The following is a 24,407-nucleotide window of genomic DNA, read 5'->3' on the forward strand; positions in this document are numbered from 1 at the left end:
ATTGGGGTATAGCCAAGTGGTAAGGCACCGGTTTTTGGTATCGGCATTCCCAGGTTCGAGTCCTGGTACCCCAGCCAATTCTGGCTAGCTGATGAAGTCGCAGGATGAATTCGGCAGCCAACAGAAAAGCCACCCTTCGGGGTGGCTTTTTTGCGTCTGGAGTAAAGGTCTGGAGGGCGACGGGGCATGCCGTGGGCCGGCGCTCATCTCAGTGCGAGGTGGGCTCGTCCGGGTGCATCGCCAGCCAGCTCAGGCGCTTGCGATAGATGGTGGAGGGGGCGATCTCCAGTATCGCCGCAGCGCGGGGGATACTGCCATCACAGGCGCTGATGACGCTCTCGATCGCCTCGCGTTCGACCATCCACAACGGGCGCAACGTGGTCTCGCTGCCCTCCGGCGCGCTGTGGCTGACCGACGGGCGATGCGCCGTGCTGGAGGGCAGGTCCAGCATGTCGGCCGTCAGCACCTCACCATCGTTGAGGATGATGGCGCGCCGCAGCGTGTTTTCCAGCTCCCGCACATTGCCGGGCCAGTCATGGGCCAGCAACTGACGCTCGGCGCATGCACTGAGTCGTGTGAAGCGCTTGCCCTCGTGGCCTGCCATGCGCCCCAACAGCCCGGTGGCGATTTCCAGGATATCCTGACCGCGCTCGCGCAGCGGCGGCACCTTCAGCGGGATGACGTGCAGACGATAGAAGAGGTCTTCCCGGAAGCGGTGAGTATCGACCAGTACCCGCGGGTTCTGATGCGTGGCGCACACGATGCGGCAATTGACCTCTACCGTGCGCGTGGCACCCACCGGCATTACCTGTCCTGTCTGCAGGAAGCGCAGCAGCTTGCTCTGCAAGGGTAGCGGCAGCTCCGCGATCTCATCGAGAAACAGCGTCCCCCCATCTGCCGCCACGGCGAGCCCCTGCTGGGCGCTCACGGCCCCCGTGAAAGCCCCGCGCACATGTCCGAACAATTGCGACTCCAGCAGCTCTGCCGGAATGGCGGCACAATTGACGGCGATGAACGGGCCGTCACGTACCGGGCTATGGCGGTGAATGGCAGTGGCACACAATTCCTTGCCGCTGCCGCTTTCGCCGGTGATGAAGATGGGAGCGTCCGAGTGGGCGACCTGGATGAGAGTGCGATAGAGCGTCTGCATGGCCGATGAGTCTCCGATAAACTCCCCAAAACCGCGAGGTCGCTTTACCGGTAGTTCCCTTACCCGCGAGGTAGTGGAGATATCGTCAGCCAGATTCAATGCAGTAGCCGATGATGCAGCCTGATGAGCTTTCAGTGCGGTCATGAGTGTTGTTCCCTTGCTGCTGGTCTTTCTGCATTGCCTGCGCTTCGTGCGAGCGGGCTGCGAAAGAATAATTGTCGGGCTGCTTCTGGTGACAGCCTCACCGGAGAGTCTGGATTCTCCAGCGTTGAGTGTTCGTCTTGGGGGTTTATCGAGTACCCATATAGAGGTTAATGACTTGTGCGAGATGATCATGGCGGTTTTTAGTGCGTTTTTTCCGCTCCCCCTGAGTGGCAGACTTCTCAGTCTCGACGCTCGCCTGGCTAACCAACTCTCTACTCACGCTGAAAGGGTGAGTTCTGGTATCTGACGGTCTGTCTTCCCGCGGATGACTGTCCCGAGCAGTGCATCACTGGGCGTCTTCCTCTTCATCTTCGTTGTTGTGGGTAATGGTAAAGTCAGTCGACGACGTCTGAGAGCTGCCATCCGCGGATTGATCCGCAGTGCTGTCGATGGTGCCGGTGGAACCATCACTCAGTGTCTGTTCGATCTGTTGCCAGTTGCCGATCGAGGTACTGCTGCCGGTATTGAGGGTGTATTCCCCGATATTGGTATCGGACCCTTCCCCCAGGCTGCCGGCCTTCTTGCTCTCGTAGAGAATCAGGGCGGATTCGGCGCTACGTGCCGGAAAGTCGTAGGGGAAGGGGCCCATCAACGAGTTGGCGCTGGCGCTACCGGCCAGCAGGAACCCCGCGCCCACGACTCCCAGGCTGATACGTGTGAAAGCATTCATGTCTTGCTCCTTTCGGTCTGTGAAAGATGCAGTGTCTGATGCGTGAGACGTCTGATGTCAGCAGGTGCTGAAACACACGCGGGTTGCCCCGCGTGTGTTGGTTGCCTGCAGAGGGGTTACGGAGTCACGGGGCCGACGCTGATGGACATGTTGTTACCCACGGAGGTCGCGGCATTATTGATGACCGGGCCTTCGAAGCTGCCTGTCGGCGGCAGATCCAGCGTGATGTTGCTGACTTTGGCAGTCGAGCTGATGTTGGCGAAGCTCATCTGGGTATTGTCGGCAATCAGGGCGCTATCGATATCAGTGCTATCCAGAGTGACCGACATATTGTTGCCTACGGAGGTCGCGGCATTGTCCACGCTCAGGTTGAGAATGTTGTCGACCTTGGCCAATGATTCGACTTCAGCAGTGCCCGGGTAGAAGAAATAGCCACCAGAACCCGCCAAGAACTGCTCATTGTGTAGGTTGACCATGGCATCACTATCCACCGAGACATTGTTGCCCACCGAAGTAGCGGCATTCTCAAGCGACTCTAGGCGAGTAATGTCAGGATTAGGCGTGGAGCCGGCATAGCTGATATAGACATCGACATCAGCGTTAGCGTTTGCAACTGCATCTGCACTCGCATTGGCTGCTGAATGATGATTCCAGCTGTGTGCATTCGCAGCGGATGACGCGCTGCTGCCTGCACTGAGGCTATCAACTAGTTCGATGGAAGGGTCACCTGCTTCACCTGCACCGTAGCTGACATCACTGACGATGGCTTCGGAGCTGACGTCACCGATCTGCTTTTGCAGACTTTCGACCATCACCAGGCCGCCTGGATCTTTGATTTTCGGGTCAATATAGACATCAATATTGACATCAGTATTGACATACCCATCCCAATTCCAATCCACGTTATTGAAGGCTTGCGCTTGGCTTGCCATCATCACACCACTTACGAGACCGATGGCGACTGCGAGCTTATTATAGGTAGTCATTGTCATGTTCCTCATGAATGTTGACTTATTGTGCTGCGCTGGATGCTGCCGATGTTTCTGTTGCAGGTGCCTCTGTTGCGGGTGCTTCTCTCAACGGTGTTGCGACTGCTGCGGTACTGCCTGATGCCGAATTGGCTGCGGCCACTTGCTGCGTGTTGCCGTCTTTCGCTGCAACATGCTGTCCCGGGTGAAGCTCGCATTCCTGTCCCGCAGGTACAGGAAGCCCCAGGCCTTCAGTCAGAAGCTGATACGCGCCCATCTCCACGACTGATCTCACGCCCAGCTGCAGTGGTTCATTGCGTACTGCGCCGGAGTCAAACTCGACCAACTGATTGCCGAAGAAGCGGTAGATACCGGCTTCGACTTCATAACCCACCACCTGCTTCTGCAGGCTGGTGACATAGACGGTGCGGAAAGTGCGGATATCGACCATGCGCAGATCCAGGCCGACGTTGATGACTGCAGTGCGCAGTCCGGCCCCGATTCCGCTGACGAACAGGCGAGCTCCACCACTTGAAATGTTGTAATTGAGCTCTGTCAGTGCGCCGAGAACTACGAAATGCGAAGGGAGAACTGCCAGTTTGCGCGGCGAGTAGGCCATGGCCTTATTCTCGAAAAGCTGCTGCTCTGCCAGCGGGACTCGTACATCGAGACGCTCGGTAAGATGTACCTTGCGAGTCTTGTAGAGAGCACTTATCAGCATCTCTGATACGCCCTGGGTCACGGCAGCACTCTCTGTCACGGTGGAGTAACTGCGTTGACCGGTCTTGTCCGTCACCTGACCCACTGCAATCACAGGCAGGTTGGTGGCTCCCTGAATTCGACTGAGTGATACGAGGCATTCGCTATATGGCGTATTGTTGGAGGTGACTGGTGGCCCTACGACCGGTTCGACATTGTCGAATTTCGGTTCGACAGCGGCGCAGCCCCCCAGCACTGTGGCCATGCAAGCGGCCATGCATATCCGTGGCTTAAACATGCTGGAAGTTCCCCTGGTGTGACGCATGATCCTGCGCCGTTATTTTCTCTCTGATATGTCTCTATCAGTTGTTCTGCCGTGTTTTCTAAGGGGCACGAAGCGTGCCAAACAATTTCACAATATTTCACAGACACTTACGCATTAATGCGCAATGTTGCGTGCGATGCGTTTTGCAAATGGCGAAGCGAAGTGAGGGGAAATACCACGGGCGTGGTGCCAGTGATGAGTCGCTGATTAAGCCGGTTATCTCACGGAAGATGAGAATTCGCGGCAACAGGATGAGTCGGGATTGGCGAGAGGGGATGACTGAGGGAATTTGTCATCCGCGAGGCACAGGCAGCCTCATGTTTTCTTGAGAAGGGTGATGGCGGGTGTGGTGTGAGATTGGATGGTCTTTTAACGTTCTTGCGGATCAGATCTCTGTGCTTATTTCATGAATCTCGGGGTTGAAGTCTGTTGCATGGCCCATAGGTGGGACAGTGCGGGCAAGCCGCATGCTAGAACGCCAGATTCCACTTTCCTCAATGCAGGACATTGATGCCTTAAGGAGAGCATGATGACAGCTTCACGCCATATGACCTCGTACAACGCCACTTCTGCTCTTTCGTCCAAGCAACGCCAACATGAGCAGACCGATGGTGGCAACGTCAGCGCCGCTGCAGAAGCCTCCAATCAGCAGCTGGACGCCCGTCAGACCAATGCCGACCGTGATCAGGCGCCGGAAGCCTATCTCGACAAGTCGGGCAGCGACCGAGGGTCCGATCACTCGCGAGACGCCTATCCGACGCGTCTGAGCCAGCCGCCGGAGCATCTGTGGCAGAAGCGCCGCGAGCCCGTCGTGCACTCGCGTGCCGATGAGGGGCCGCTGGGTGCCGACCAGCTCAAGCGCTTCAAGAAGGACGGCTTCCTGTTCGAGCCGGAATTCCTGGCGCCGGAGGAAGTCGAGGCGCTGAAGAACGAGCTGGCAGCGCTGCTCGACAACGAAGAGTGGCAGGGTCGTGATTTCACCATCACCGAGCCCAAGAGCCGCGAGATTCGTTCCATCTTCGCCGTGCATTTCCTGTCTGAGCGCTTCAGAAAGCTGGCGGAAGATCCGCGCCTGACCAGCCGTGCGAGCCAGATTCTCGGCGGCGATGTCTATCTCCATCAGTCGCGCATCAATTACAAGCCGGGCTTCGAGGGCAAGGGCTTCAACTGGCACTCGGACTTCGAGACCTGGCACGCCGAGGATGGCATGCCGGAGATGCGCGCGGTCAGCGCCTCGATCATCCTGACCGACAATCACCACTTCAATGGCCCGCTGATGCTGATCCCCGGCTCGCATGAAGTCTTCGTGCACTGCCTGGGCGAGACGCCGGATGACAACCACAAGTCATCCCTGCAGACCCAGAAGGTCGGTGTGCCCTCGCGCGAAGCACTGAGCGAGCTGATCGCTGAACGTGGTATCGAAGCACCGACCGGTGCCGCCGGTGGTCTGTTGATGTTCGACTGCAATACGCTGCATGGCTCCAACGCCAACATGTCGCCGGACCCGCGCAGCAACGCCTTCTTCGTCTACAACCGCGTCGACAATGCGATGCAGGCACCCTTTGCCGCCGCGCGTCCGCGCCCGGAATTTCTCGCGCACCGTCTCGATGGTGGCTGGGATGAACTTGAAGACTGAAGTTGAAGACTGAAGTGGAAGACCGAGCTTGAAAGCTGAGCTTTGAAGGTGGCAGTGGACTGAACTGCACAACGCCGGGTTGCGCTCAGGCGGCGAAATCTCGGACGTTGGTGTGGTAGTGGCAGGCTGTCGGGGCGACGTATCATTGCGATATCTCTCATTGATCGTCTTTCATTGATCCTCCATCACGCCCCGACAGGAGTTCTGCATGCCGCTTGCTCAGCGTTTCACCCCGCGTTTCAGCGATGGTCGCGTCTTCGCTCATGACCTCGGCAAGGTGGTCTGTGTCGGCCGCAATTACGCAGCCCACGCCGCGGAGCTCGGCAATGAAGTGCCCAGCGAGCCGTTGCTGTTCATCAAGCCCGCCACCAGCGTGACGCCGATGGACAAGCCATTGGCGATCTCTCGGCGTCGCGGCCAGTACCACTACGAGGCCGAACTGGCACTGCTGATCGGCAAGCCGCTGTGTGAAGCCAGTGAAGCAGAGGCGCTGGAAGCACTGGCCGGCATGGGCCTGGCACTGGACCTGACCCTGCGTGAGCGCCAGAGCAAGCTCAAGGCCAAGGGCCAGCCGTGGGAGCTGGCCAAGGCCTTCGATGGCAGCTGCCCGTTGTCTTCTTTCGTGGCGCTGGAAGGGCCGCGTTGGCGTGATGCCGATGGCGAGCTGCACGATGTGGATTTCCAGGCGCTGCACTATCGCTTTGCCATCGATGGCGAGCAGCGCCAGCAGGCGGATACCAGCCTTATGCTGTTCCCGATTGCTCGCCTGCTCAGTGAGATCAGCCACAGCTTCACCCTGTTGCCCGGCGATGTGGTGCTGACCGGCACGCCGGAAGGCGTCGGCGAGCTGAATCCGGATCAGGCGCTGGCACTGGCGCTGGATGCCCCGGATGGCAGCGGTGAGCTGCTGCGTGTCGAGACACGCACGCGCGGAGTGGCATGACGTCTGGGTCTGTTCCAGCCAGAACCTGAACTTGAGCTGGCTCTGAACAGCCCTGAGCGAGTAGACAGCAGCTCTGAGCGAGTTGAAATCAGCCCTGAGCGGGTTAAAAAAAGCCCCTGCCGGGTCACCGGCAGGGGCTTTTGCTGTCTGGGCTTTTACTTTTGCTATCCGGGCCAATCCTTCCGAACCTGATCCTTCCAAACTCGGTTCATTGAGCCAGGGCCCGAGCCTCGGCAGCGTTTCAGCTCTCCAGGTAGGTATAGCCGTCGAGACCGGCCTTCAGGTCTTCGAGCAGATCTGCCTGTTCCAGCGCATTCAGATTGGATGACTTGAGCTGACGCGCGAGGCGTGCGGCCAGCTGCTCCGGGTCGAAGTTCACGTAACGCAGCACCTGCGCCACGCTATCTCCCTGAATCGCATGGGAAAGCTGCCACTGGCCATCGTCGTCGAGGCTGGCATCCACGGAATCGGTATCGCCGAACAGGTTATGCAGGTCGCCGAGGATTTCCTGATAGGCGCCGACCATGAAGAAGCCGAGCAGCTTCTCTTCATCGGCATGCCATTCCGGCAGCGGCAGGGTGGCGTCCAGGCCCTGATCATCCACATAGGTGTCGATGCGGCCATCGCTGTCGCAGGTGATGTCCTGAATCACGCCACGCCGGGTCGGCGCGCGGTCGAGGCCGGTCAGCGGCAAAATCGGGAAGATCTGCTCGATGCCCCAGATGTCCGGCAGCGATTGGAACAGCGAGAAGTTGACGAACAGCTTGTCGGCCAGCTTCTCGTTCAGCTCATCCAGCACCGCGCGGTGCGAGCGCTGACGGGCATCGAGACGTCCGGCGAGGCTGCGGCACACGTTGGTATAGATGGCTTCGGCCTCGGCACGGATGGCGATGCTCGCCAGACCCATCACGAAGCGCTCCTGCACCTGATGCTGGGCATGCACCACCGCGTGGTAGATCTCGACCAGCTCACGTGGCTCAAGCTGTCCCTCCAGACGCGCGGCCTGGGTCCACAGCGCGGCGATCTGGGTGTCATCCTCACGCGGTGCGGGCAGCGGCAGGTTCACGCGCTCCTCGCCGATCACGTCCGTCACCAGCACCGCGTGGTGGGCGGTCAGCGCGCGGCCGGATTCAGAGATGATATGCGGGTGAGGCAGGTCGTTCGCCTCACAGACTGCATGGAACGCCCCGACCACGTAGTCGGCATACTCGCGCATCGAGTAGTTGAGCGAGCAGGCGCTTTCCGAGCGCGTGCCTTCATAGTCCACGCCCAGGCCGCCACCGACATCGACGATTTCCACGCCGGCGCCAGCTTCGTGCAGGCCCTGATAGAAGCGTGCGCACTCGGCCAGACCGCGCTGGATATCGCTGATGTCCGCGATCTGGGAGCCAAGATGGAAGTGGACCAGCTTGAGGCAGTCCAGCGCATCCACCTCGCGCAGACGCTCGACCAGCGCGACGATCTGACTGGCGGTCAGGCCGAACTTGGACTTCTCGCCGCCGGTGTTCTGCCAGTTGCCCTTGCCGATGGTGGCCAGGCGCGCGCGCAGGCCAATGCGCGGACGCACGCCGAGGCGCCTGGCCTCTTCCAGCACCAGTTCCAGCTCGCTGGCCTTCTCGACCACCAGATGCACGCGGTGGCCGAGCTTCTCGCCCATCAGCGCCAGACGCACGTATTCGCGGTCCTTGTAGCCATTGCAGACGATCACCGACGGGCCGCTGTCCGACAGCGCCAGCACGGCGAGCAGTTCCGGCTTGCTGCCGGCTTCCAGCCCGACACGCCCGCGTGAGCGCTCGCTGGTCGCCAGCAGTTCCTCGACCACGCGACGCTGCTGATTGACCTTGATCGGGTAGACGGCGGTGTAGCTGGCGCCATAGCCGCGCGAGCTGATGGCGGCATCGAAGGCGGCGCACAGCTGCTCGACGCGGTCATGCAGGATATCGGCGAAGCGAACCAGCAGCGGCAGGCGCAGGCCCTGGGCGCGCGCCTTGTCGATCAGCGAGATCAGCGGCAGCGCAGGCGTGCCCGGCTCGCCATGCGGGCGCACCAGTGTCAGGCCATCCTGGCCCACGTCGAAATAGCCGCTGCCCCACTGGTCGATGTTGTAGGTGCGGCGTGCTTCGGCTGCAAAGGAGGTCATCGCGGTCTCCGGAGATGGACGGCGTGAAGGCAAGCCCGGCGGTGCTCAACAGGTGTGGGCAGCGTCGGAGAAGACAATGACGCCCGCAGGAATGCGGGCGCTCAGAGGGCGCATTATGCCTGCTGGGGGCCAGCAGGCAATTGCTTTGACGACTCGGTCAGTACGGAAGGTACCGATCAGGCCGGTTGCGTGGCCTCGGGCAGCGGCAGAGCGCCTTCCTCGATACGCCGACCCAGCAGCTGGCGGTACTGTGCCGGGTCCTTCGGCGTCAGGCTGTGGGCGGGCGGGTCCACGTAGACCACCAGCAGGCGTGACAGCCAATAGCGCAGCGCGGTCATGCGCAGCATGCTCGGCCACAGGCGGCGTTCGTCGGCGTTCATCGGGCGCTCGGCCAGATAGGCACTGAGCAGGGCGTCATAACGCGCCTGGTCCAGACGGCCATCGTCATTGGAGCACCAGTCATTGACCAGAATCGACAGATCGAAGATCAGGTCGCCGGTGCAGCCGTTGTAGAAGTCGATGATGCCGCCGAGGCGGTCGCCGTCGAACAGGGTGTTGTCGCGGAACAGGTCGCCATGCAGCGCGCCCTGCGGCAGCTCGACACCGCTGAAAACGTCTTCGCAGACATCGATCTCGTCGGCCATCAGCGCCTGGTCTTCCGGGCTCAGATACGCCAGCACCTTGTGGTGCATCGGCTTGATCCAGTGCAGGTCGCGGGTGTTGGGGCGGTGGCCGGTGAAGTGCTGCGAGACGGCATGCATGCGCCCCAGCGCCGCGCCGATCTCGCGGCACTGGGGCACGTTGGGCGAGACCGGCCAGTTGCCCGGCATACGCGGGAACAGCAGCGCCGGCTTGCCTGCCAGCACCTTGAGCGCCTGGCCGTCGCGGTCGTGCAACGGGCCCGGCACCGGCAGCTTGTGGCTGGCGAGGAAGTCGAGCAGCTCGACGAAGAAGGGCAGTTCCGCATGCTCGCCCTGCTCGAACAGGGTCAGCACCATCTCGCGGCGATCGGTGGTGACGAAGAAGGTCGAGTTCTCGGTGCCGTGCGCGACATCCTCAAGCGATGTCAGCGTGCCTGCGTCGTACTCTGCCAGAAATTCTGCGACCTGAGCGTCGCTCAGGGGGGTAAAGACTGCCATGGGTGACTCTTCTCGCCGAAATGTGTCCGCCCCGCCAGTGGCGCGCCGCCGGAGCGAAACGGCGGCAATGCGCTGACAGGAGTTGTTGTAGGTATGCAGGAAGGATGCCGCCACGCCCGGGGGCAAGAGATGTGCCGCGGGCGTGACGCCTGTCGCTGCTGGTTCAGCTGTCGCGTGAACCAGATGCCGAGCTTATCACTTTTTCAGTGCCCAGCCGGGTACCTTGAGCTGGCTGGCACTGGTGACGCTGGACTTGATGAAGTTGCCGTTGCCGTCACTGTCGAGCAGGAAGAAGGGCGCGCCGCCCTTGGGGATGATCTCGATGGCATACAGATGGCCATTGACGCGGTATTCGCGCAGCTGGCGGTCATCCTGCTGACGGCTGGTGATCTGCGGCTTGGGGGCCTCGCTCTCGGCGACAGCCAGCGGCGCACTCAGGGCGGTGACGGCCAGCAGCAGCCCGGTGGCCAGCAGCGTGGGCAGGCGCAGCAGGGAATGCGGAGCAATGGAAGCAGTCGAGCGCATGACAATCCTCCTTTACACAAGCGCAGCCTGTATCAGGTTCCGCGTGCAAAAGTTCTGTGAGCAAGGGGCCTGCAAGCAGGGTGCCTGCGAGCAAGCACCCGGTGCGTACCCGTGCAGAAGACAAGCGAATCGGCGCTGGCCTGAAACCTTGCCTGATGGGCGCAGTTTACGTCCCTTGCCGGCAGTGTGCACGACTTCCCGCCATCAATGCCGGGCGCAGAAGACACACGCGCCGAGGGTGGCGACTGTGCCTCGCCGCAGCCCTTGCGTATCATGACAGCCATAGCTGCCGAGAGGTTTTCGGCCCCGACTCTGCTTGCCCCAAGCTCACCCTTCAGCCTACGGATGCGACTGCTCATGGCCGCCACGCCGATCGTTCTCGTCGATGGATCTTCCTATCTCTATCGTGCCTTTCATGCTCTGCCGCCGCTGACCACCTCCAAGGGCCTGCCCACCGGCGCGGTGAAGGGCGTGATCAACATGCTCAAGAGCCTGATTCGCCAGTACCCGGACAGCCCCATGGCGGTGGTCTTCGATGCCAAGGGCAAGACCTTCCGCGACGACATGTACCCGGAGTACAAGGCCCAGCGCCCGCCGATGCCGGATGACCTGCGCCTGCAGGTCGAGCCGCTGCATGCCTGCGTGCGTGCCCTTGGCCTGCCCCTGCTGTGCGTGGAAGGCGTCGAGGCCGATGACGTCATCGGCACCCTGGCGCGCATGGCGACCGAGGCCGGGCGTGACGCCGTCATCTCCACCGGCGACAAGGACATGGCCCAGCTGGTGAACGAGCACATCACCCTGGTCAACACCATGAAGAACGAGACGCTGGACGTGGACGGCGTCACCGAGAAGTTCGGCATTCCGCCGAACCTGATCATCGATTTCCTCGCGCTGATGGGCGACAAGGTCGACAACATTCCCGGCGTGCCGGGCGTGGGCGAGAAGACCGCGCTGGGCCTGCTGCAAGGCATGGAAGGCGGCCTCGACACCATCTACGGCGATCTCGATCGCATCAAGACGCTCAGCTTCCGTGGCGCCAAGACCCTGGCCAAGAAGATGGAAGCGCATCGCGAAGATGCCTATCTCTCCTACCGTCTCGCCACCATCAAGCTGGACTGCGAGCTGGAATATGGCCTGGATGACCTCGCGATCGCCGCGCCGGACACCGCCGCGCTGGTCGAGCTCTACAAGGAGATGGAATTCCGCGCCTGGCTGAAGGAGCTGCTGGAAGGCGGTGACATGGCGGCCACGCCGCATGCCGATGAGAAGGACAGCGGAGTCGCCGGCAGTGACCTGTTCGGTGACAGCATCGCGCCGGTCGCTGAAAAGGCCTCAGGCAAGGGCAAGACCGCCGCTGCGCCAACGCCTGATCTGGAAGCGGCGGAAGAGGGCGATGAGATGCCCGATGCGCTGCCGCCGCGTGAGGAGCGCAACTACCGCGCCATCACCGAGCAGGCCGAGCTGGATGCGTGGCTCGAGCGCGTGCGCAACGCCAACTCGCTGTGCTTCGATCTCGAGACCACCAGCCTCAACTACATGGAAGCCGAGATCGTCGGTATCGGCATGGCGCTGGAAGTCGGCGAGGCCGTCTACATTCCCGTCGCTCACAGCTATCTGGATGCCCCCGCGCAGCTGCAGCGCCAGGCCGTGCTGGAAGCGCTGACGCCGATTCTCGCCGATACCGCCATCACCAAGATCGGCCAGAACCTCAAGTACGACATCGAGGTGCTGGCGCGCTATGACATCGCGGTGGCCGGCCCGCTGGCCGACACCATGCTGATGTCCTACGTGCTCAATTCCACCGCGACCCGTCACGACATGGACTCGCTGGCGCTCAAGTATCTGGGCGAGAGCACCATCAGCTTCACCGACATCGCCGGCAAGGGCGCCAAGCAGCTGACGTTTGATCAGATCGCGCTGGAAGAGGCGATGCCGTATGCCTGCGAGGATGTCGACATCACCCTGCGCCTCGCCGCGCTGCTGATGCCGCGCATCGAGAAGCTGGGACGTCTGGATGAAGTGCTGCGTCAGTTCGAATATCCGCTGATTCCGGTGTTGGCACGCATCGAGCGCAACGGCGTCGCGATCGACCCCGAGCGCCTGCACGTCCAGACCCGCGAGCTGACCGAGCAGATCCACGACATCGAGAAGCAGGCCTTCGAGCTTGCGGGCCGCGAATTCAACCTCTCTTCGCCCAAGCAGCTGGGCGAGATCCTCTTCGAGGAGCAGAAGCTGCCGGTCAAGAAGAAGACGCCCAAGGGCGCGCCGTCCACCGCCGAAGCGGTGCTTGAGGAGCTGGCGCTGGACTACCCGCTGCCCAAGCTGATCATGCGCCATCGCGGCATGACCAAGCTCAAGAGCACCTACACCGACAAGCTGCCGCAGCTGGTCAACCCGACCACGCGTCGCCTGCACACCAGCTACCATCAGGCCGTCACCGCCACGGGGCGTCTGTCGTCGTCTGATCCGAACCTGCAGAACATCCCGGTACGCAGTGACGAGGGGCGTCGTATCCGTCAGGCCTTCATCGCGCGCCCCGGCTATCGTATCGTCGCGGCGGATTACTCGCAGATCGAGCTGCGCATCATGGCGCACCTCTCCGGTGACAAGGGTCTGCTTTCGGCCTTCGCCGATAACCGCGACGTGCACGCCGCCACCGCCGCTGAAGTCTTCGGCACCGAGGAAGCGCGTGTCACCAGTGACCAGCGCCGCAGTGCCAAGGCCATCAACTTCGGGCTGATCTACGGCATGTCCGCCTGGGGCCTCTCGCGCCAGCTGGATATCGAACCCGGCCAGGCCAAGACCTACATCGAGCGCTACTTCGAGCGTTATCCGGGTGTCGCCACCTACATGGAAGACACGCGTCAGCTCGCCGCCGAGCAGGGCTACGTCGAGACCATCTTCGGCCGTCGCCTCTACCTGCCGGAAATCGGCTCACGCAATCACGCGCGTCGCAGCGCTGCCGAACGCACCGCCATCAACGCCCCGATGCAAGGCAGCGCCGCCGACATCATCAAGCGCGCCATGATCGACGTGGATGCCTGGCTGGCGGGCAGCGACGGTGTCGACAGATACGACGCCATGATGGTCATGCAGGTACACGATGAACTCGTCTTCGAAGTCGCCGAAGCGCAGGTCGACGCCTTCATGAAAGACGTCGCGCAGCGCATGCAGAATGCCGCCTCCCTCGATGTCCCGCTGCTCGTCGAAGTCGAGCAAGGCGACAACTGGGAAGAAGCGCATTAATAACGATTAGCTTATTCTCTAAAAAGTGCTTCTTCTGAAGAGGAGAAGCACTTGTAAAATTTTTAATAGGGCTTTAGGAAATTAATGGATTTTCTTATATTGTGTAACCCGTTGATTTTTGTGAGTATATCCAAAAACTCTTCTTTTAATACGCCCTTTTCTGTTTTTTGTCTCGCGTTTAATTCTTTGACATTTGATTTGTATTTTCTTATGTAGTCTTCGCTATACTTGAGGTTATATCCAAAATCATAAAGTGCTCGTAAGCCTGAAACGTACTCAACGGTAACGAGATGCTGATTATCACTCCATGCTTTTGTCTTTAATTTATCGTATTTTATTAGATCATCGAGACTCGGCATGTAGATTTTAATCATTTCTTTGCTTTGTTTCGGCGTATTGCCATAATCCATGTTGATTTCTTGCCAAGATGAATAATATGCATCAAGTGATTCTTCAGTCACCCCTAGTAAATCAAGATCCATATTTATATTTAATGAAAACTCATAATGCTCTCGTATAATGTTTATACACTGAATAAATTCTCGGTTACTTAGCGAATATTCTGCCCTTAATTTTTCTTTTTGTAGCGTAAAAACATCTTCTTTCCATTGATCTCTTGAAAGTAAACACTCAGAGATATGCATTATGTCTTGCCTAGATAGTTTTTGCGTAAAAGATCCTTTGCTGTATTCTTCTATAAGGTTTTCACTAAGCATGTTGAGTTCTTCCATTCTTTCTTCTATGTAAGTGAATACGTGATTAAGTCTTTCAATATTTATTATCCTGACTTCAGTCAAATGTCTTATCTTGTTATTGCTTTCAGGATATCGAAATGTTTGACCTTTAGCGTCAATCTTCCCTATGTCTTTAATATATTGGTCAAGAAGAGTGATGAGCTCATAATATCTTTTATCTATAGACGCTGATTTTGTTTTAAAAGTTTCCCATATTTCATTTATATCATGGCCCATTATATTCTCTAATGATGACTCTTGATTTTTGAGACTAGATAGCTGTTGAAGAAGTAATAGCTCGTTTTTTATTCTAAGTTCGATAGAGTGTCTCATGTTAAAGCAAATTGGATATATCATTTCGTCTTGATGATATTTTCCACTATCATCTGATAGGTATAGTTCTATTAGTGCGTTGGCCGAAGTAGAATAGCCTCGTGCAAAATGCATGATGCCAGGCATCCCGTTGTTACCTACGCAAGCATTATGGATAGTATTGAGTCCATTTCCAAATACTAGATTATCCATTATGTAGATCCTTTTATCATTAATGTCTCTTAGTGATTGTATAACATAAATTATTATCAGTTTTTGTTTTCATCTACGACCACTGGCTACGTTGATCCTTGGCATCGGTAGGCCGATGCTGTGGGTGGCGTCCGGTTTTCCGGACACTGGCTGCGTGATGGCGCGGCGCACAACAATCAGATCCGGAGGGTGTGGTGGCAGAGGGATACGGCTGCCCACGATGACCGGACACGCCAAGGGAGAGCGGTGATGGCTCAGCAGATGCCTGTGTCAGGTGCGGTGGTCGGGGAGGAGAAGGCTGCCCCGCTGCGTGATGATCTACCTGCCACCTCGATTCATCTGGAGCGGGCGCGCCGCGAGTTGCTGCGTGCCGCGATGGATGCGGTGGAGGAGTGGGTCGTGGTGGTGGATGCCCAGGGCGGTATCCAGTTTCTGAATGCGCCCTATGCCGAGTTTCTCGGCGTCGAGGCCAGCGAGGTGCTGGGGCGCGATGTCAGCGAGGTGATCGAGAACACCCGCATGCACGAGGTGCTGGAGAGCGGACGCGCGGAGCTGGCCCAGCTGCAGCTGATTCGTGGCCACCACATGATTGCCCACCGTTACCCCATCTTCCGCGATGGCGAACTGATCGGTGCCATCGGCTCGGTGCTCTATCACGACACCTGGGAGTGGCGGCAGGTGAATGCCCAGGTTCAGGCGCTGGAAGCGGAAGTGGACTATTACCGTCAGGCGCTGGAAACCCCCACCGGCGCGCGCTGGCAGCTGAGTGACATCATCGGCGATTCGCCCGCCATGCGGGAGCTGGCCTGCAAGGTACGCAAGATCGCCCCCGGCGGTGCTTCGGTGTTGATCCGTGGCGAGTCCGGCACCGGCAAGGAGCTCTATGCCCATGCGCTGCACCGCAGCTCTGCGCGTGCCAAGGGCCCCTTCATCAAGCTCAACTGCGCGGCGATTCCCGAAGCGCTGCTGGAAGCGGAGCTGTTCGGCTATGAAGAAGGCGCCTTCACCGGCGCCAAGCGTGGCGGCAAGCCCGGCAAGTTCCAGCTCGCGGATGGCGGCACGCTGTTTCTCGATGAGGTCGGTGACATGCCGTTGGCGATGCAGGCCAAGCTGCTGCGCGTGCTGCAGGATCGCGAGGTCGAGGCAGTCGGCGCGACCCGTCTGGTCAGCGTCGATGTCCGTGTCATCGCCGCGACTCACCGCCCGCTGGAAGCGCTGGTCGAGAGCGGCGAATTCCGCGAAGACCTCTTCTATCGCATCAACGTGGTGCCCCTGAAGGTGCCGCCGCTGCGCGAGCGCCGCGACGACCTGCCGACCCTGGCCACGCACCTGCTGTCACGTCTGGCGCGACGCAGTGGTCGCCGCCCGCCGATTCTCTCCGAAGCCGCCCTCGAGCGCCTGTGTGCGCATCACTGGCCGGGTAACGTGCGCGAGCTGGAAAACGTGCTCGAAGCCGCCTTCTATCTGGGCGGCAGCCATATCCAACCGACCGATCTGCCGGATGCCATCGGTGCCCGGCATGGCGATGCCCGGCATGGCGATGCGCGGCACGCCGCTACCCATCAAAGCGACTTGTCCACACCCGCTTCAGCGCCAGAGTCGTCCACAAGCGCCCGGGAGTTGCACACCACGCCGGCCACGCTGCGTGAGGCGATGGCTCAGGCGGAGCGCCAATTGATCGAGGACGCGCTGCGCGCCGCCGAGGGCAATCGCACCCGCGCCGCTCGGCAGCTAGGCATCGCCAAGTCCTCGCTCTACGAGAAGCTCAATCGGCATGGCCTGTTGGCCGAAACGCCCTGATCGATAGGCATTTCACCCTCCCGCGACAAATAAGTGATACGAAGCGTCCGGAATCTCGGTCAGTGTCCGGAACTCCGGACGCTTCGCATTTCTCGCCAGCCCACGGCGTGCATACCCGCATGGGGTCTGTATTCCTCTATCGGCATATTCGACTGGAGTCGTAGACAGAATTCATGTCAGCGCGCGACCTTGGTCGCAGCCTCGGTGACCGGAGTGTCCGGCTTTCCGGACGCTGTCGTAAGCCGATACTGCCGCGCAGGGCGCGGTGAGTCGGCTCGCGCGGGCCTTGCCCTCGTAGCTCTCTGAAATCATTGACGTTGTTGTGGCGTGGTCAGCCGCTTGCGTTGTCATCGGGTAAGTTGACGTAAGCGTCATCTTGCAACGTGGCTCATGTCCAGCAAGCCACAAGCCGTACGACCAGCGAGCACAACAACAAATCAGGGAGCCGCACCATGTCGCAACACGCCACGCCGTATCAATCGACGCCGACCCGCCGCCTGCGCCTCGGAGCTGCCATTGCGGCGGCCGTGGCCACCACGACCTTGCTGGCCGCCGAGCCAGCCCAGGCGGAAGGGCCGAAACAGCTCGACGTCGCCAGTACCTTCTCGACCAAGAACTTCCTTGGCGCCGGTGCCGTGCGCCTGTCCGAGGAACTCAAGAGCGCGACCGGCGGCGAAGTCGGCCTGCGCGTGCACGAGCCGGGCGACCTGGTACCGGCCTTCGAAGTCTTCAACTCCGTCTCCTCCGGTGCGGTGCAGGCCGGGTGGGACTGGATGGGCTACTGGGCCGGCACGGTGCCGATCACCAACCTCTACGGCGCACTGCCGTTCGGCCCGAGCCCGGAAGCCTTCATGTCGTGGATGTGGGCCGGTGAGGGTACCGAGCTTGTGCAGGCCGCCTACGACCCCTACGGCGTGAAGGTGCTGCCGTGCTTCATCTCGCCGCAGGAAACCGGCGGCTGGTACAACAAGGAAATCAACTCGCCGGAGGACTTCAAGGGCCTGTCGATGCGTATCTCCGGCCTTGGCGCCAAGGTGCTCAACAAGCTGGGCGCCTCGACCCAGCTGGTGCCGGGCAGCGAGATCTACCTCGCGCTGGAGCGTGGCCGTGTCGATGCCACCGAGTTCTCGGTGCCGCAGGTCGATCAGGCGATGGGCTTTAATGAAGTCGCCAAGTACTACTACTTCCCGGGTTGGCACCAGAGCGCTAGCTGGTTCTCGCTGCTGATCAACCAGCAGGTATGGGACAGCTACAGCGATGAGCGCAAGGCGCAGTTCCAGACGGCCTGCCGCGCGACCCTGCAGTGGGCAATGGCCGAAGCGCCGCCGGCTCAGGTGCGTGCGATCCACGAGCTCGAGGAGAAAGGTGTCGAGGTCAAGCGCTTCCCGGAGCCGGTGATGACCGCGCTGCAGGAAGCCTGGGGTGAAGTGCTGGCCGAAGAGAAGCAGACCAATCCTGACTTCGCCAAGGCCTACGATTCGCTGATGAAGCACGCTGCACTGATCGACGAATGGTACGAGCTGCAGGCCATGCCGCAGCCGATGGCCATGAAGCAGGCAGACAACGCTGACGAGGGTAGCGCCCAATGACCGACCCCCGCCTTGCGCCCTGGCGGGCACAGGGCGGGGCGGTGTGTGACGCCCTGGGTCGACCACTGGTCGGCCTGGGGCTGTGGGTGGGTCGCCTGACCAGCTGGTTGGGTCTGGCGATCATCCTGGCCGTGCTCACCACCGTCACGCTCAACGCCCTGGGCATCAATGAAATCGCCAACTGGGGGTCGCCCGACGTGCTGCTGTTCGGCACCGCGATCACCATCAATTCCGTCACCGAGTTGCAGTGGCACCTGTTCGGACTGCTGACGCTCTTCGGTGGCACCTACGCCCTGCACAGCGATACGCATGTGCGGGTCGACCTGTTCTATCAGCGCCTCTCGCCGCGCGGACGCGCCGTGGTCGATATCCTCGGCCACATCATCATGCTGATTCCCTTCTGTCTGCTGATCGCCTGGCTGTCCAAGCACTTCGTCACCATGTCCTACATGTCCGGCGAGAAGTCCAACTATGGCGGTCTGGTGGACCGTTACCTGATCAAGGCGATGCTGCCGACGGGGCTGGTGTTCCTCGCCCTCGGTGCGCTGGGGCAGATCTTCGAGAATCTGGCCTGCCTGTTCGACCCGGCGCGCACCCCTGAGCGCCTGAAAGACCACGAGATTGCCAGTCTGGCCGGCCTTGCGGATCAGCAGAATGCTGCGCACGCGACCACCGACGCCACGGCACCCCAGAATCATGCAGACGGGAGCCATGACAATGCTCGCTGAATACGCCTTGCCCATCACCATGGTGGTGGCACTTCTGATCGGTATCTTCTCCGGCTACCCGGTGGCCTTTCTGCTCGGCGGGCTGGGCATCCTGTTCGCCTTCATCGGCGACATCCCGCTGCCGTTTCTCGGCACCGTCGGCTCGCGCATCTTCGGCGGCGTGATCGAGAACTGGCTGCTGATCGCGATTCCGCTGTTCGTGTTCATGGGGCTGATGCTGGAAAGCTCCGGCGTGGCGCGCAATCTGTTGATGACACTGCAGCGGCTGTTCGGTCGCGTGCATGGCGGTCTGGCCGTCTCGGTGGCATTGCTGGGCGTGGTGATGGCCGCCAGTACCGGCATCATCGGTGCCTCGGTGGTCATGCTGGGCCTGCTGGCGCTGCCGGTGATGCTGGGGCAGGGCTACAAGGCCGAGATGGCCTGCGGGGTCATCGCGGCCTCCGGCACCCTGGGCATCCTGATTCCGCCCTCGATCATGCTGGTGCTGATGGGTTCCATCCTGCAGATCTCGGTGGGGGCGCTGTTCAAGGCGGCGCTGATTCCGGGGCTGATGCTCGGCGCGCTCTACGTCGCCTATCTGCTGATCACCGCCAAGCTGCGCCCGGACTGGGCACCGCTGCCGGACCAGTCGCTGCTCGGCACCGACAAGACACCGCTGCCGCTGGCACTGCTGCGTGACCTGCTCGGCCCGATGGTGCTGATCGTCGCGGTGCTGGGGTCGATCATGACCGGTATCGCCACGCCCACCGAGGCTGCGGCCATCGGCGCGGGTGGTAGCCTGCTGCTGGCGCTGGTGATGGGCGGACTGTCCTTCTCCACCCTGCGCAACACGCTGCGCGATACCTCGCGCACCAGCGCGATGATCCTGTTCGTCGTCATCGGCGCGACCTGCTTCTCGGTGGTCTTCAAGCGCCTCGGCGGTGACTACCTGATCGAGGATGTCATCACCGGCACCGGCCTTGGCCCCTATGGCCTGCTGTTGCTGCTGATGGGGCTGATCTTCGTGCTCGGCTTCTTCCTCGAGTGGATCGAGATCAGCTTCGTGGTGCTGCCGCTGGTGGCGCCGGTGGTCGAGGCGCTGGACTTCGGGCTCGGGCTTTCCGGTCAGGGGCTGCTGGTGTGGTTCGCGATTCTGGTCGCCATCAATCTGCAGACGAGTTTCCTGACGCCACCCTTCGGCTATGCGTTGTTCTACCTCAAGGGCATCACCGCCGGGCAGGTGTCCATTGGCACCATCTATCGCTCGATTCTGCCCTTCGTCGGCTTGCAGCTGGCGGGTCTGATCCTGTGCATGATGTTCCCGGCGCTGGTGCTGTGGCTGCCGGGGCTGATGCCCTGACGCACGCCACTTGGGGCATCACAGGGAGGTGATGCCCGGGTAAGCAGAGGGCAGAGCAGCGCAGCGCAGCGCGGCATGAGGCACGCAGGGGCGACCCTTCGGGGGTTCTATCAGGGAGAATGAGATGCTGCCACGACGCAGGGTATTGATCGCGGGGCAGGGGGAGTGGCTGGAGGCCATGGCGCGCACCTTCCTGGAAGATGGCGCCATCATCGCCCTGATGGGCACCGCGCCGGCGGACCTCGAACGCGTGCTGGATGCACTGGGCGGTGAGCAGTCGGACCGCTTCGGCCAGGTGGTCGGCGAAGGCTGCTTCGAGACACTGGTGGCGCGTCTCGGGCGCCTCGATGTGCTGGTCTGCATGCCGCCGCAGGCCATGGCCGGGCAGTCGCTGGAAGCCTGTCTGGTCGCGCAGGTCGCCGGCCCCGGCGCCTTGCTCAAGGCGGCCTGTGCGCGCATGTTGCGCCACGGCGGACGCCTGCTGGCCGTGGCACCACCGCTGCCTTCGCAGCCGTCCTCATCGCTGCCCTCGCAGCTATCCTCGCAGGAGCATCACGGCACTGCCATGGCGCAGGCGGCGCTGAGTGAGCTGATCCAGCGGCTGGCGTCACGCGCGCCGGACAAGGTACGCGCCAATCTGCTGTGCCCAGAGGGCAGCCGACCGGACGCCGTGGCGGAATGCGCGCGCTTTCTTGCCGGTGGCGCCGGGCGCTCCCTCAATGGTCAGGTGCTGCACCTGAGCGACTGATCTCCCGACAGACGTTTTACAACACAAGCGGCCGTGGCATTGCCACGGCCGCTTGTCGTCGTCTGCTGGTCTGACATATGGCCAATTTGATCAAATATACGTCCAATTATATCAATCCGCTCTGGCTGAAGTGATTAAGGTAGAAGGAGACTCAGCGTCGCACCAGCATCCGCGAGCAGGTACCTGACCAGTAAGACAACAGTGCCGCTCCCTCAGCCGTGGAGATCATCGAGTGCCCAGCAGACCGCATTCCGTCAGCCTGAAAGACCATGGACAACAACTGCATCTGAGCCACGCCGAGGGCGATCTGACCCTCGAGGCGCTCTGGCTGCGTGAGCGGAGTCCCGATGAAACGACGCTCGACTCCCTCACCGGTCAGCGCCTGATCGAGGCGGCGGACCTGCCGCTGGACTTGAGCCTGACTCAGGCGCAGCTGGATGGCGACACGCTGTCACTGGCCTTCAGTGACGGCCATGCGGCAAGCTTCTCGCTGGCGTCCCTGCTGGCGGAGTGTCAGCCGTGTGAGGCCTATCAGGGCATGACCTTCTGGCAGGGGAGTCTCGCCCAGCTGCCCGAGGCCGACTTCGCCGCAGCACTGGACGATGACGCGGCCTTGCTGGACATGCTCGAGCAGTTGCAGCGCTTCGGCTTCGTGCGGGTCAGCGGCGTGCCGGACACGGAGGACGGCATGCAGGGGCTGATCCACCGTATCGGGCCGCTGCGGCGCACCAACTGGGGCGGTATCGCCGACGTGAAATCCGTCGCCAATGCCTATGACCTCACGATGACCCAGCGCGGGCTGGAGCCGCATACCGACAATCCCTACCGCGACCCGATTCCGGGCTATATCTGGCTGCACTGTCTGCGCAACGCGGCCCAGGGCGGCGACAGCATGCTGGTGGATGGCTTCAGTGCGGCAGAGCGCCTGCGGCGTGAAGACCCCGAGGCCTTCGCCTGCCTGACAGAAGTCAGCCCCGGCTTCCGTTATCACGACGCCACCACACGCCTGGAAAGCGAAGGCCCGCTGATCGAGCTGGACAGCCGTGGTCAGGTCGCCCGGGTACGTTTCTCCAACCGCACCGAGCGGGTGCCGGCGCTGCCCGGCGCGACGCTGCTTCGCTACTACGCTGCCCGCCAAGCGTTCTACCGCCTGATCTCCGGTGACGACTTCACGTTGCATCTCAAGCTGGCACCGGGCCAGATGCTGATCATGGACAACTACCGGCTGTTCCATGGCCGCAGCGCCTTCCAGCTGGAGGGCGGCATCCGTCATATGCGCCAGGGCTATGTGGATCGTGACTCCACCGCCAGCCGCCGTCTGCTGCTGGCCGATCAGCTCGCCGGTCAGCGCGACGGTCAGTTCGCCAATGAGGAGGCCAGCGCATGAGCGAGCAGGCCCGCTTCCGCAGTTTCGAGGAAAGCACGCATGCCGAGTGGGCGCTGATCGATGCGCGCTTCCGGGAATATCAGTCTGATGCCTGCCGGCGTGTGCTTGAACATCTGGGGCGTCTCAAGGGCGATCACCACGGCTATCCGGTCGATCGCTACGAACACTGCCTGCAGACCGCCACCCGCGCGCTGCGCGCCGGCGCCGATGAGGAGATGGTGGTCTGCGCGCTGCTGCATGACATCGGCGATGACCTGGCACCGGCCAATCATGCCGAGATCGCCGCCGGTATCCTCGAGCCGTTCATCGACCCGCTGAACACCTGGATGATTCGTCATCACGAGCTGTTCCAGGGCTATCACTACCGCGAATTCTTCGGTCAGGACCGCCACGCCCGCGAGGCACATGCCGGGCATCCCGCCTATGAGCGCACCGTGCGCTTCTGTGACGAGTGGGACCAGACCAGCTTCGACCCCGAATATGACACCCTGCCGCTGGAGCATTTCATCCCGATGCTGGAGCGCGTGATGGCGCGCGCGCCCTTCGGCGGCTTGCCGGATCTGGTGCCGGAGCCAGAACTTGAGACAAAAATGGAGCCAGAACTTGAGAAGGGCATGGCCAGGCAGGCCAGTGCTCGCTGAAGGCGCACTCCTCCGGAGGGTAAAGCTCCAACGAATCAATTGCTTGCGACGCAGCAGGGCGGAGAAGACACAAGCACCGTCAACGACAACGACAGCGCCGTGAGCGATGGACACGCACGACGACCGCCATATACGAAGCCTTTCAGCCCCGACAACAACAAGGCCCGGCGCGACCGGAACCGACAAGGAAAGACACGATGACCACCACCCCGTACCCCCTGACACCTACGACGAAGCACGGCGTCCGCCGTGGTCTGCTTGCCCTCGTGACCCTGCTGCTCGGCACGGCTAGCCTGGCAGCCTCGGCCCAGGACAAGGATGACGAGCTGACGCTGATCGTGCCGCCGTGGCCCGGCGTCACCGTCAAGAGCGAGATCGTCGCCCAGATTCTCGCCCCGCTGGGTTACGACGTGGAGCGACAGGAAGTCAGCTCCACCGTCGGCTACAACACCCTGACCACTGGCGACAGCGACGCCTTCCTCGCGGGCTGGCTGCCTGCCCAGAAAGACAGTTATGACGCGGCCATGGCCGCCGGTGCGATCACCGATCTCGGCAACAACGTCACCGGCGCCCGCATGGGCTTCGCGGTGCCGGGCTATGTCTACGAGGCCGGCATCCACAGCGCCGCAGACCTTGCCGCCCACGCCGAGAAATTCGACGAGACCGTCTACTCCATCGAAAGCGGTTCCACCATCAGTGACATGCTCAATGGCGCCATCGACAATGATGTCTATGGCCTGGGCGACTGGGATGCGATGGAGTCCTCGACGCCCGGCATGCTCAGCGAGGTACGTGCCGCCCAGCGCGAACAACGCTGGATCGCCTTCTACGGCTGGACACCGCACTGGATGGTGCCGGAATTCGACACCCATATCCTGGCAGACCCGGAGTCGGTGTTCGGCCCCGACAATGGCGCCAGTGACGTCAAGACCGTCGTGCGTACCGCCTATGCCGAAGCCAATCCCAACCTCGCCCGCTTCCTCGATCAGCTGGTCTTCAGCTCCGAAGAGCAGAGCGGCTTCATCCTCGATTACAGCCTGAAGGAGCGTGACCTCGATGAGGTGGCGCACGACTGGCTGGCCGCCAATCCAGACCGGCTGGCGGAATTTCTCGCCGACGTGACCACACGCGATGGCGAGGATGCCCTGGCCGCCGTGAAGGCCAGCCTGTGAGGCTGACCTAGCCTTGCTGCCGCCTTGACGGCGTGGGCGGGCGCCGAGGGATGGCTCCCGCCCATGGCCTCGTATTGCCCAAGCCTCGCAGCGCCCAGG

The 24,407-nt window shown here is 61.3% G+C and carries 19 protein-coding genes and 1 tRNA gene; 12 read left to right on the forward strand and 8 right to left on the reverse strand.

Annotation, left to right across the window (positions count from 1 at the left end):
* The first annotated feature begins 2 nt into the window (after window positions 1–2).
* Window positions 3–77, forward strand: a tRNA-Gln gene (locus tag CLAM6_RS01160).
* A gap of 131 nt (window positions 78–208) precedes the next feature.
* Here CLAM6_RS01160 and CLAM6_RS01165 read toward each other — a convergent pair.
* The 4 genes from CLAM6_RS01165 to CLAM6_RS01180 all read right to left on the reverse strand — a co-directional run bounded on the left by CLAM6_RS01165 (window position 209) and on the right by CLAM6_RS01180 (window position 3,956).
* A complete protein-coding gene (locus CLAM6_RS01165) occupies window positions 209–1,486 on the reverse strand; it encodes a sigma-54 interaction domain-containing protein (protein ID WP_084589359.1) in 1,278 nt (425 codons plus the stop codon).
* A gap of 154 nt (window positions 1,487–1,640) precedes the next feature.
* On the reverse strand, window positions 1,641–2,024 hold the full coding sequence (locus CLAM6_RS01170; RefSeq protein ID WP_043333252.1) for a hypothetical protein: 384 nt from the start codon (window positions 2,022–2,024) through the stop codon (window positions 1,641–1,643).
* A gap of 116 nt (window positions 2,025–2,140) precedes the next feature.
* A complete protein-coding gene (locus CLAM6_RS01175) occupies window positions 2,141–3,010 on the reverse strand; it encodes a hypothetical protein (protein WP_043333251.1) in 870 nt (289 codons plus the stop codon).
* A gap of 25 nt (window positions 3,011–3,035) precedes the next feature.
* A complete protein-coding gene (locus tag CLAM6_RS01180) occupies window positions 3,036–3,956 on the reverse strand; it encodes a CsgG/HfaB family protein (protein WP_225347483.1) in 921 nt (306 codons plus the stop codon).
* A 589-nt stretch (window positions 3,957–4,545) separates the two neighbouring features.
* Here CLAM6_RS01180 and thpD point away from each other — a divergent pair.
* Together thpD and CLAM6_RS01190 are read left to right on the forward strand one after the other, a co-directional pair.
* Window positions 4,546–5,652, forward strand: a complete 1,107-nt coding sequence (thpD, locus tag CLAM6_RS01185) for an ectoine hydroxylase (protein WP_318527669.1) — start codon at window positions 4,546–4,548, stop codon at window positions 5,650–5,652.
* 208 nt (window positions 5,653–5,860) lie between these two features.
* Complete coding sequence (locus CLAM6_RS01190; RefSeq protein WP_043333250.1) at window positions 5,861–6,595, forward strand: fumarylacetoacetate hydrolase family protein; 735 nt, start codon at window positions 5,861–5,863, stop codon at window positions 6,593–6,595.
* A 241-nt stretch (window positions 6,596–6,836) separates the two neighbouring features.
* Here CLAM6_RS01190 and speA read toward each other — a convergent pair whose 3' ends face one another.
* The 3 genes from speA to CLAM6_RS01205 all read right to left on the reverse strand — a co-directional run bounded on the left by speA (window position 6,837) and on the right by CLAM6_RS01205 (window position 10,399).
* The gene (gene speA, locus CLAM6_RS01195; protein ID WP_043333249.1) at window positions 6,837–8,735 is read right to left on the reverse strand and encodes a biosynthetic arginine decarboxylase; all 1,899 of its coding nucleotides are present in this window, start codon (window positions 8,733–8,735) and stop codon (window positions 6,837–6,839) included.
* A gap of 176 nt (window positions 8,736–8,911) precedes the next feature.
* On the reverse strand, window positions 8,912–9,874 hold the full coding sequence (locus CLAM6_RS01200; protein ID WP_043333248.1) for a homoserine kinase: 963 nt from the start codon (window positions 9,872–9,874) through the stop codon (window positions 8,912–8,914).
* Window positions 9,875–10,069: 195 nt separating this feature from the next.
* A complete protein-coding gene (locus CLAM6_RS01205; RefSeq protein WP_082388170.1) occupies window positions 10,070–10,399 on the reverse strand; it encodes a DUF2782 domain-containing protein in 330 nt (109 codons plus the stop codon).
* 357 nt (window positions 10,400–10,756) lie between these two features.
* On the opposite strand from CLAM6_RS01205, the gene polA reads away from it, so the two are divergent.
* Window positions 10,757–13,645 carry a DNA polymerase I gene (gene polA, locus CLAM6_RS01210; protein WP_043333247.1) on the forward strand — a complete coding sequence of 963 codons (2,889 nt, stop codon included), beginning with the start codon at window positions 10,757–10,759 and terminating at the stop codon, window positions 13,643–13,645.
* A 62-nt stretch (window positions 13,646–13,707) separates the two neighbouring features.
* Here the strand turns inward: polA and CLAM6_RS01215 are convergent, their stop codons facing one another.
* A complete protein-coding gene (locus CLAM6_RS01215; RefSeq protein WP_153635079.1) occupies window positions 13,708–14,904 on the reverse strand; it encodes a hypothetical protein in 1,197 nt (398 codons plus the stop codon).
* A gap of 249 nt (window positions 14,905–15,153) precedes the next feature.
* Here CLAM6_RS01215 and CLAM6_RS01220 point away from each other — a divergent pair, with 249 nt between their 5' ends.
* From CLAM6_RS01220 to CLAM6_RS01255, 8 genes are all read left to right on the forward strand, one after another.
* On the forward strand, window positions 15,154–16,704 hold the full coding sequence (locus CLAM6_RS01220) for a sigma-54 interaction domain-containing protein (protein ID WP_225347484.1): 1,551 nt from the start codon (window positions 15,154–15,156) through the stop codon (window positions 16,702–16,704).
* A 452-nt stretch (window positions 16,705–17,156) separates the two neighbouring features.
* The gene (locus CLAM6_RS01225; RefSeq protein WP_084589358.1) at window positions 17,157–18,293 is read left to right on the forward strand and encodes a TRAP transporter substrate-binding protein; all 1,137 of its coding nucleotides are present in this window, start codon (window positions 17,157–17,159) and stop codon (window positions 18,291–18,293) included.
* Window positions 18,290–19,021 (forward strand): TRAP transporter small permease subunit, encoded by a 732-nt coding sequence (locus CLAM6_RS01230; protein ID WP_084589357.1) that lies wholly within the window; start codon window positions 18,290–18,292, stop codon window positions 19,019–19,021. The genes CLAM6_RS01225 and CLAM6_RS01230 overlap by 4 nt, the downstream gene beginning before the upstream one ends.
* Window positions 19,011–20,360 carry a TRAP transporter large permease gene (locus CLAM6_RS01235; RefSeq protein WP_043333245.1) on the forward strand — a complete coding sequence of 450 codons (1,350 nt, stop codon included), beginning with the start codon at window positions 19,011–19,013 and terminating at the stop codon, window positions 20,358–20,360. The genes CLAM6_RS01230 and CLAM6_RS01235 overlap by 11 nt, the downstream gene beginning before the upstream one ends.
* A gap of 124 nt (window positions 20,361–20,484) precedes the next feature.
* A complete protein-coding gene (locus tag CLAM6_RS01240; protein WP_043333244.1) occupies window positions 20,485–21,108 on the forward strand; it encodes a hypothetical protein in 624 nt (207 codons plus the stop codon).
* Between the two features lie 232 nt (window positions 21,109–21,340).
* Entirely contained in the window at window positions 21,341–22,495 is a 1,155-nt protein-coding gene (gene tmpA, locus CLAM6_RS01245; RefSeq protein WP_404813656.1) for a 2-trimethylaminoethylphosphonate dioxygenase, read from the forward strand.
* On the forward strand, window positions 22,492–23,136 hold the full coding sequence (locus tag CLAM6_RS01250; RefSeq protein WP_052384498.1) for an HD domain-containing protein: 645 nt from the start codon (window positions 22,492–22,494) through the stop codon (window positions 23,134–23,136). Before tmpA ends, CLAM6_RS01250 begins: the two co-directional genes overlap by 4 nt.
* Before the next feature lie 197 nt (window positions 23,137–23,333).
* Window positions 23,334–24,308 (forward strand): ABC transporter substrate-binding protein, encoded by a 975-nt coding sequence (locus CLAM6_RS01255; protein ID WP_084589356.1) that lies wholly within the window; start codon window positions 23,334–23,336, stop codon window positions 24,306–24,308.
* The last annotated feature ends 99 nt before the right edge of the window (window positions 24,309–24,407 follow it).

The organism is Cobetia sp. AM6 (assembly GCF_009617955.1).
Lineage (GTDB): Bacteria > Pseudomonadota > Gammaproteobacteria > Pseudomonadales > Halomonadaceae > Cobetia > Cobetia amphilecti.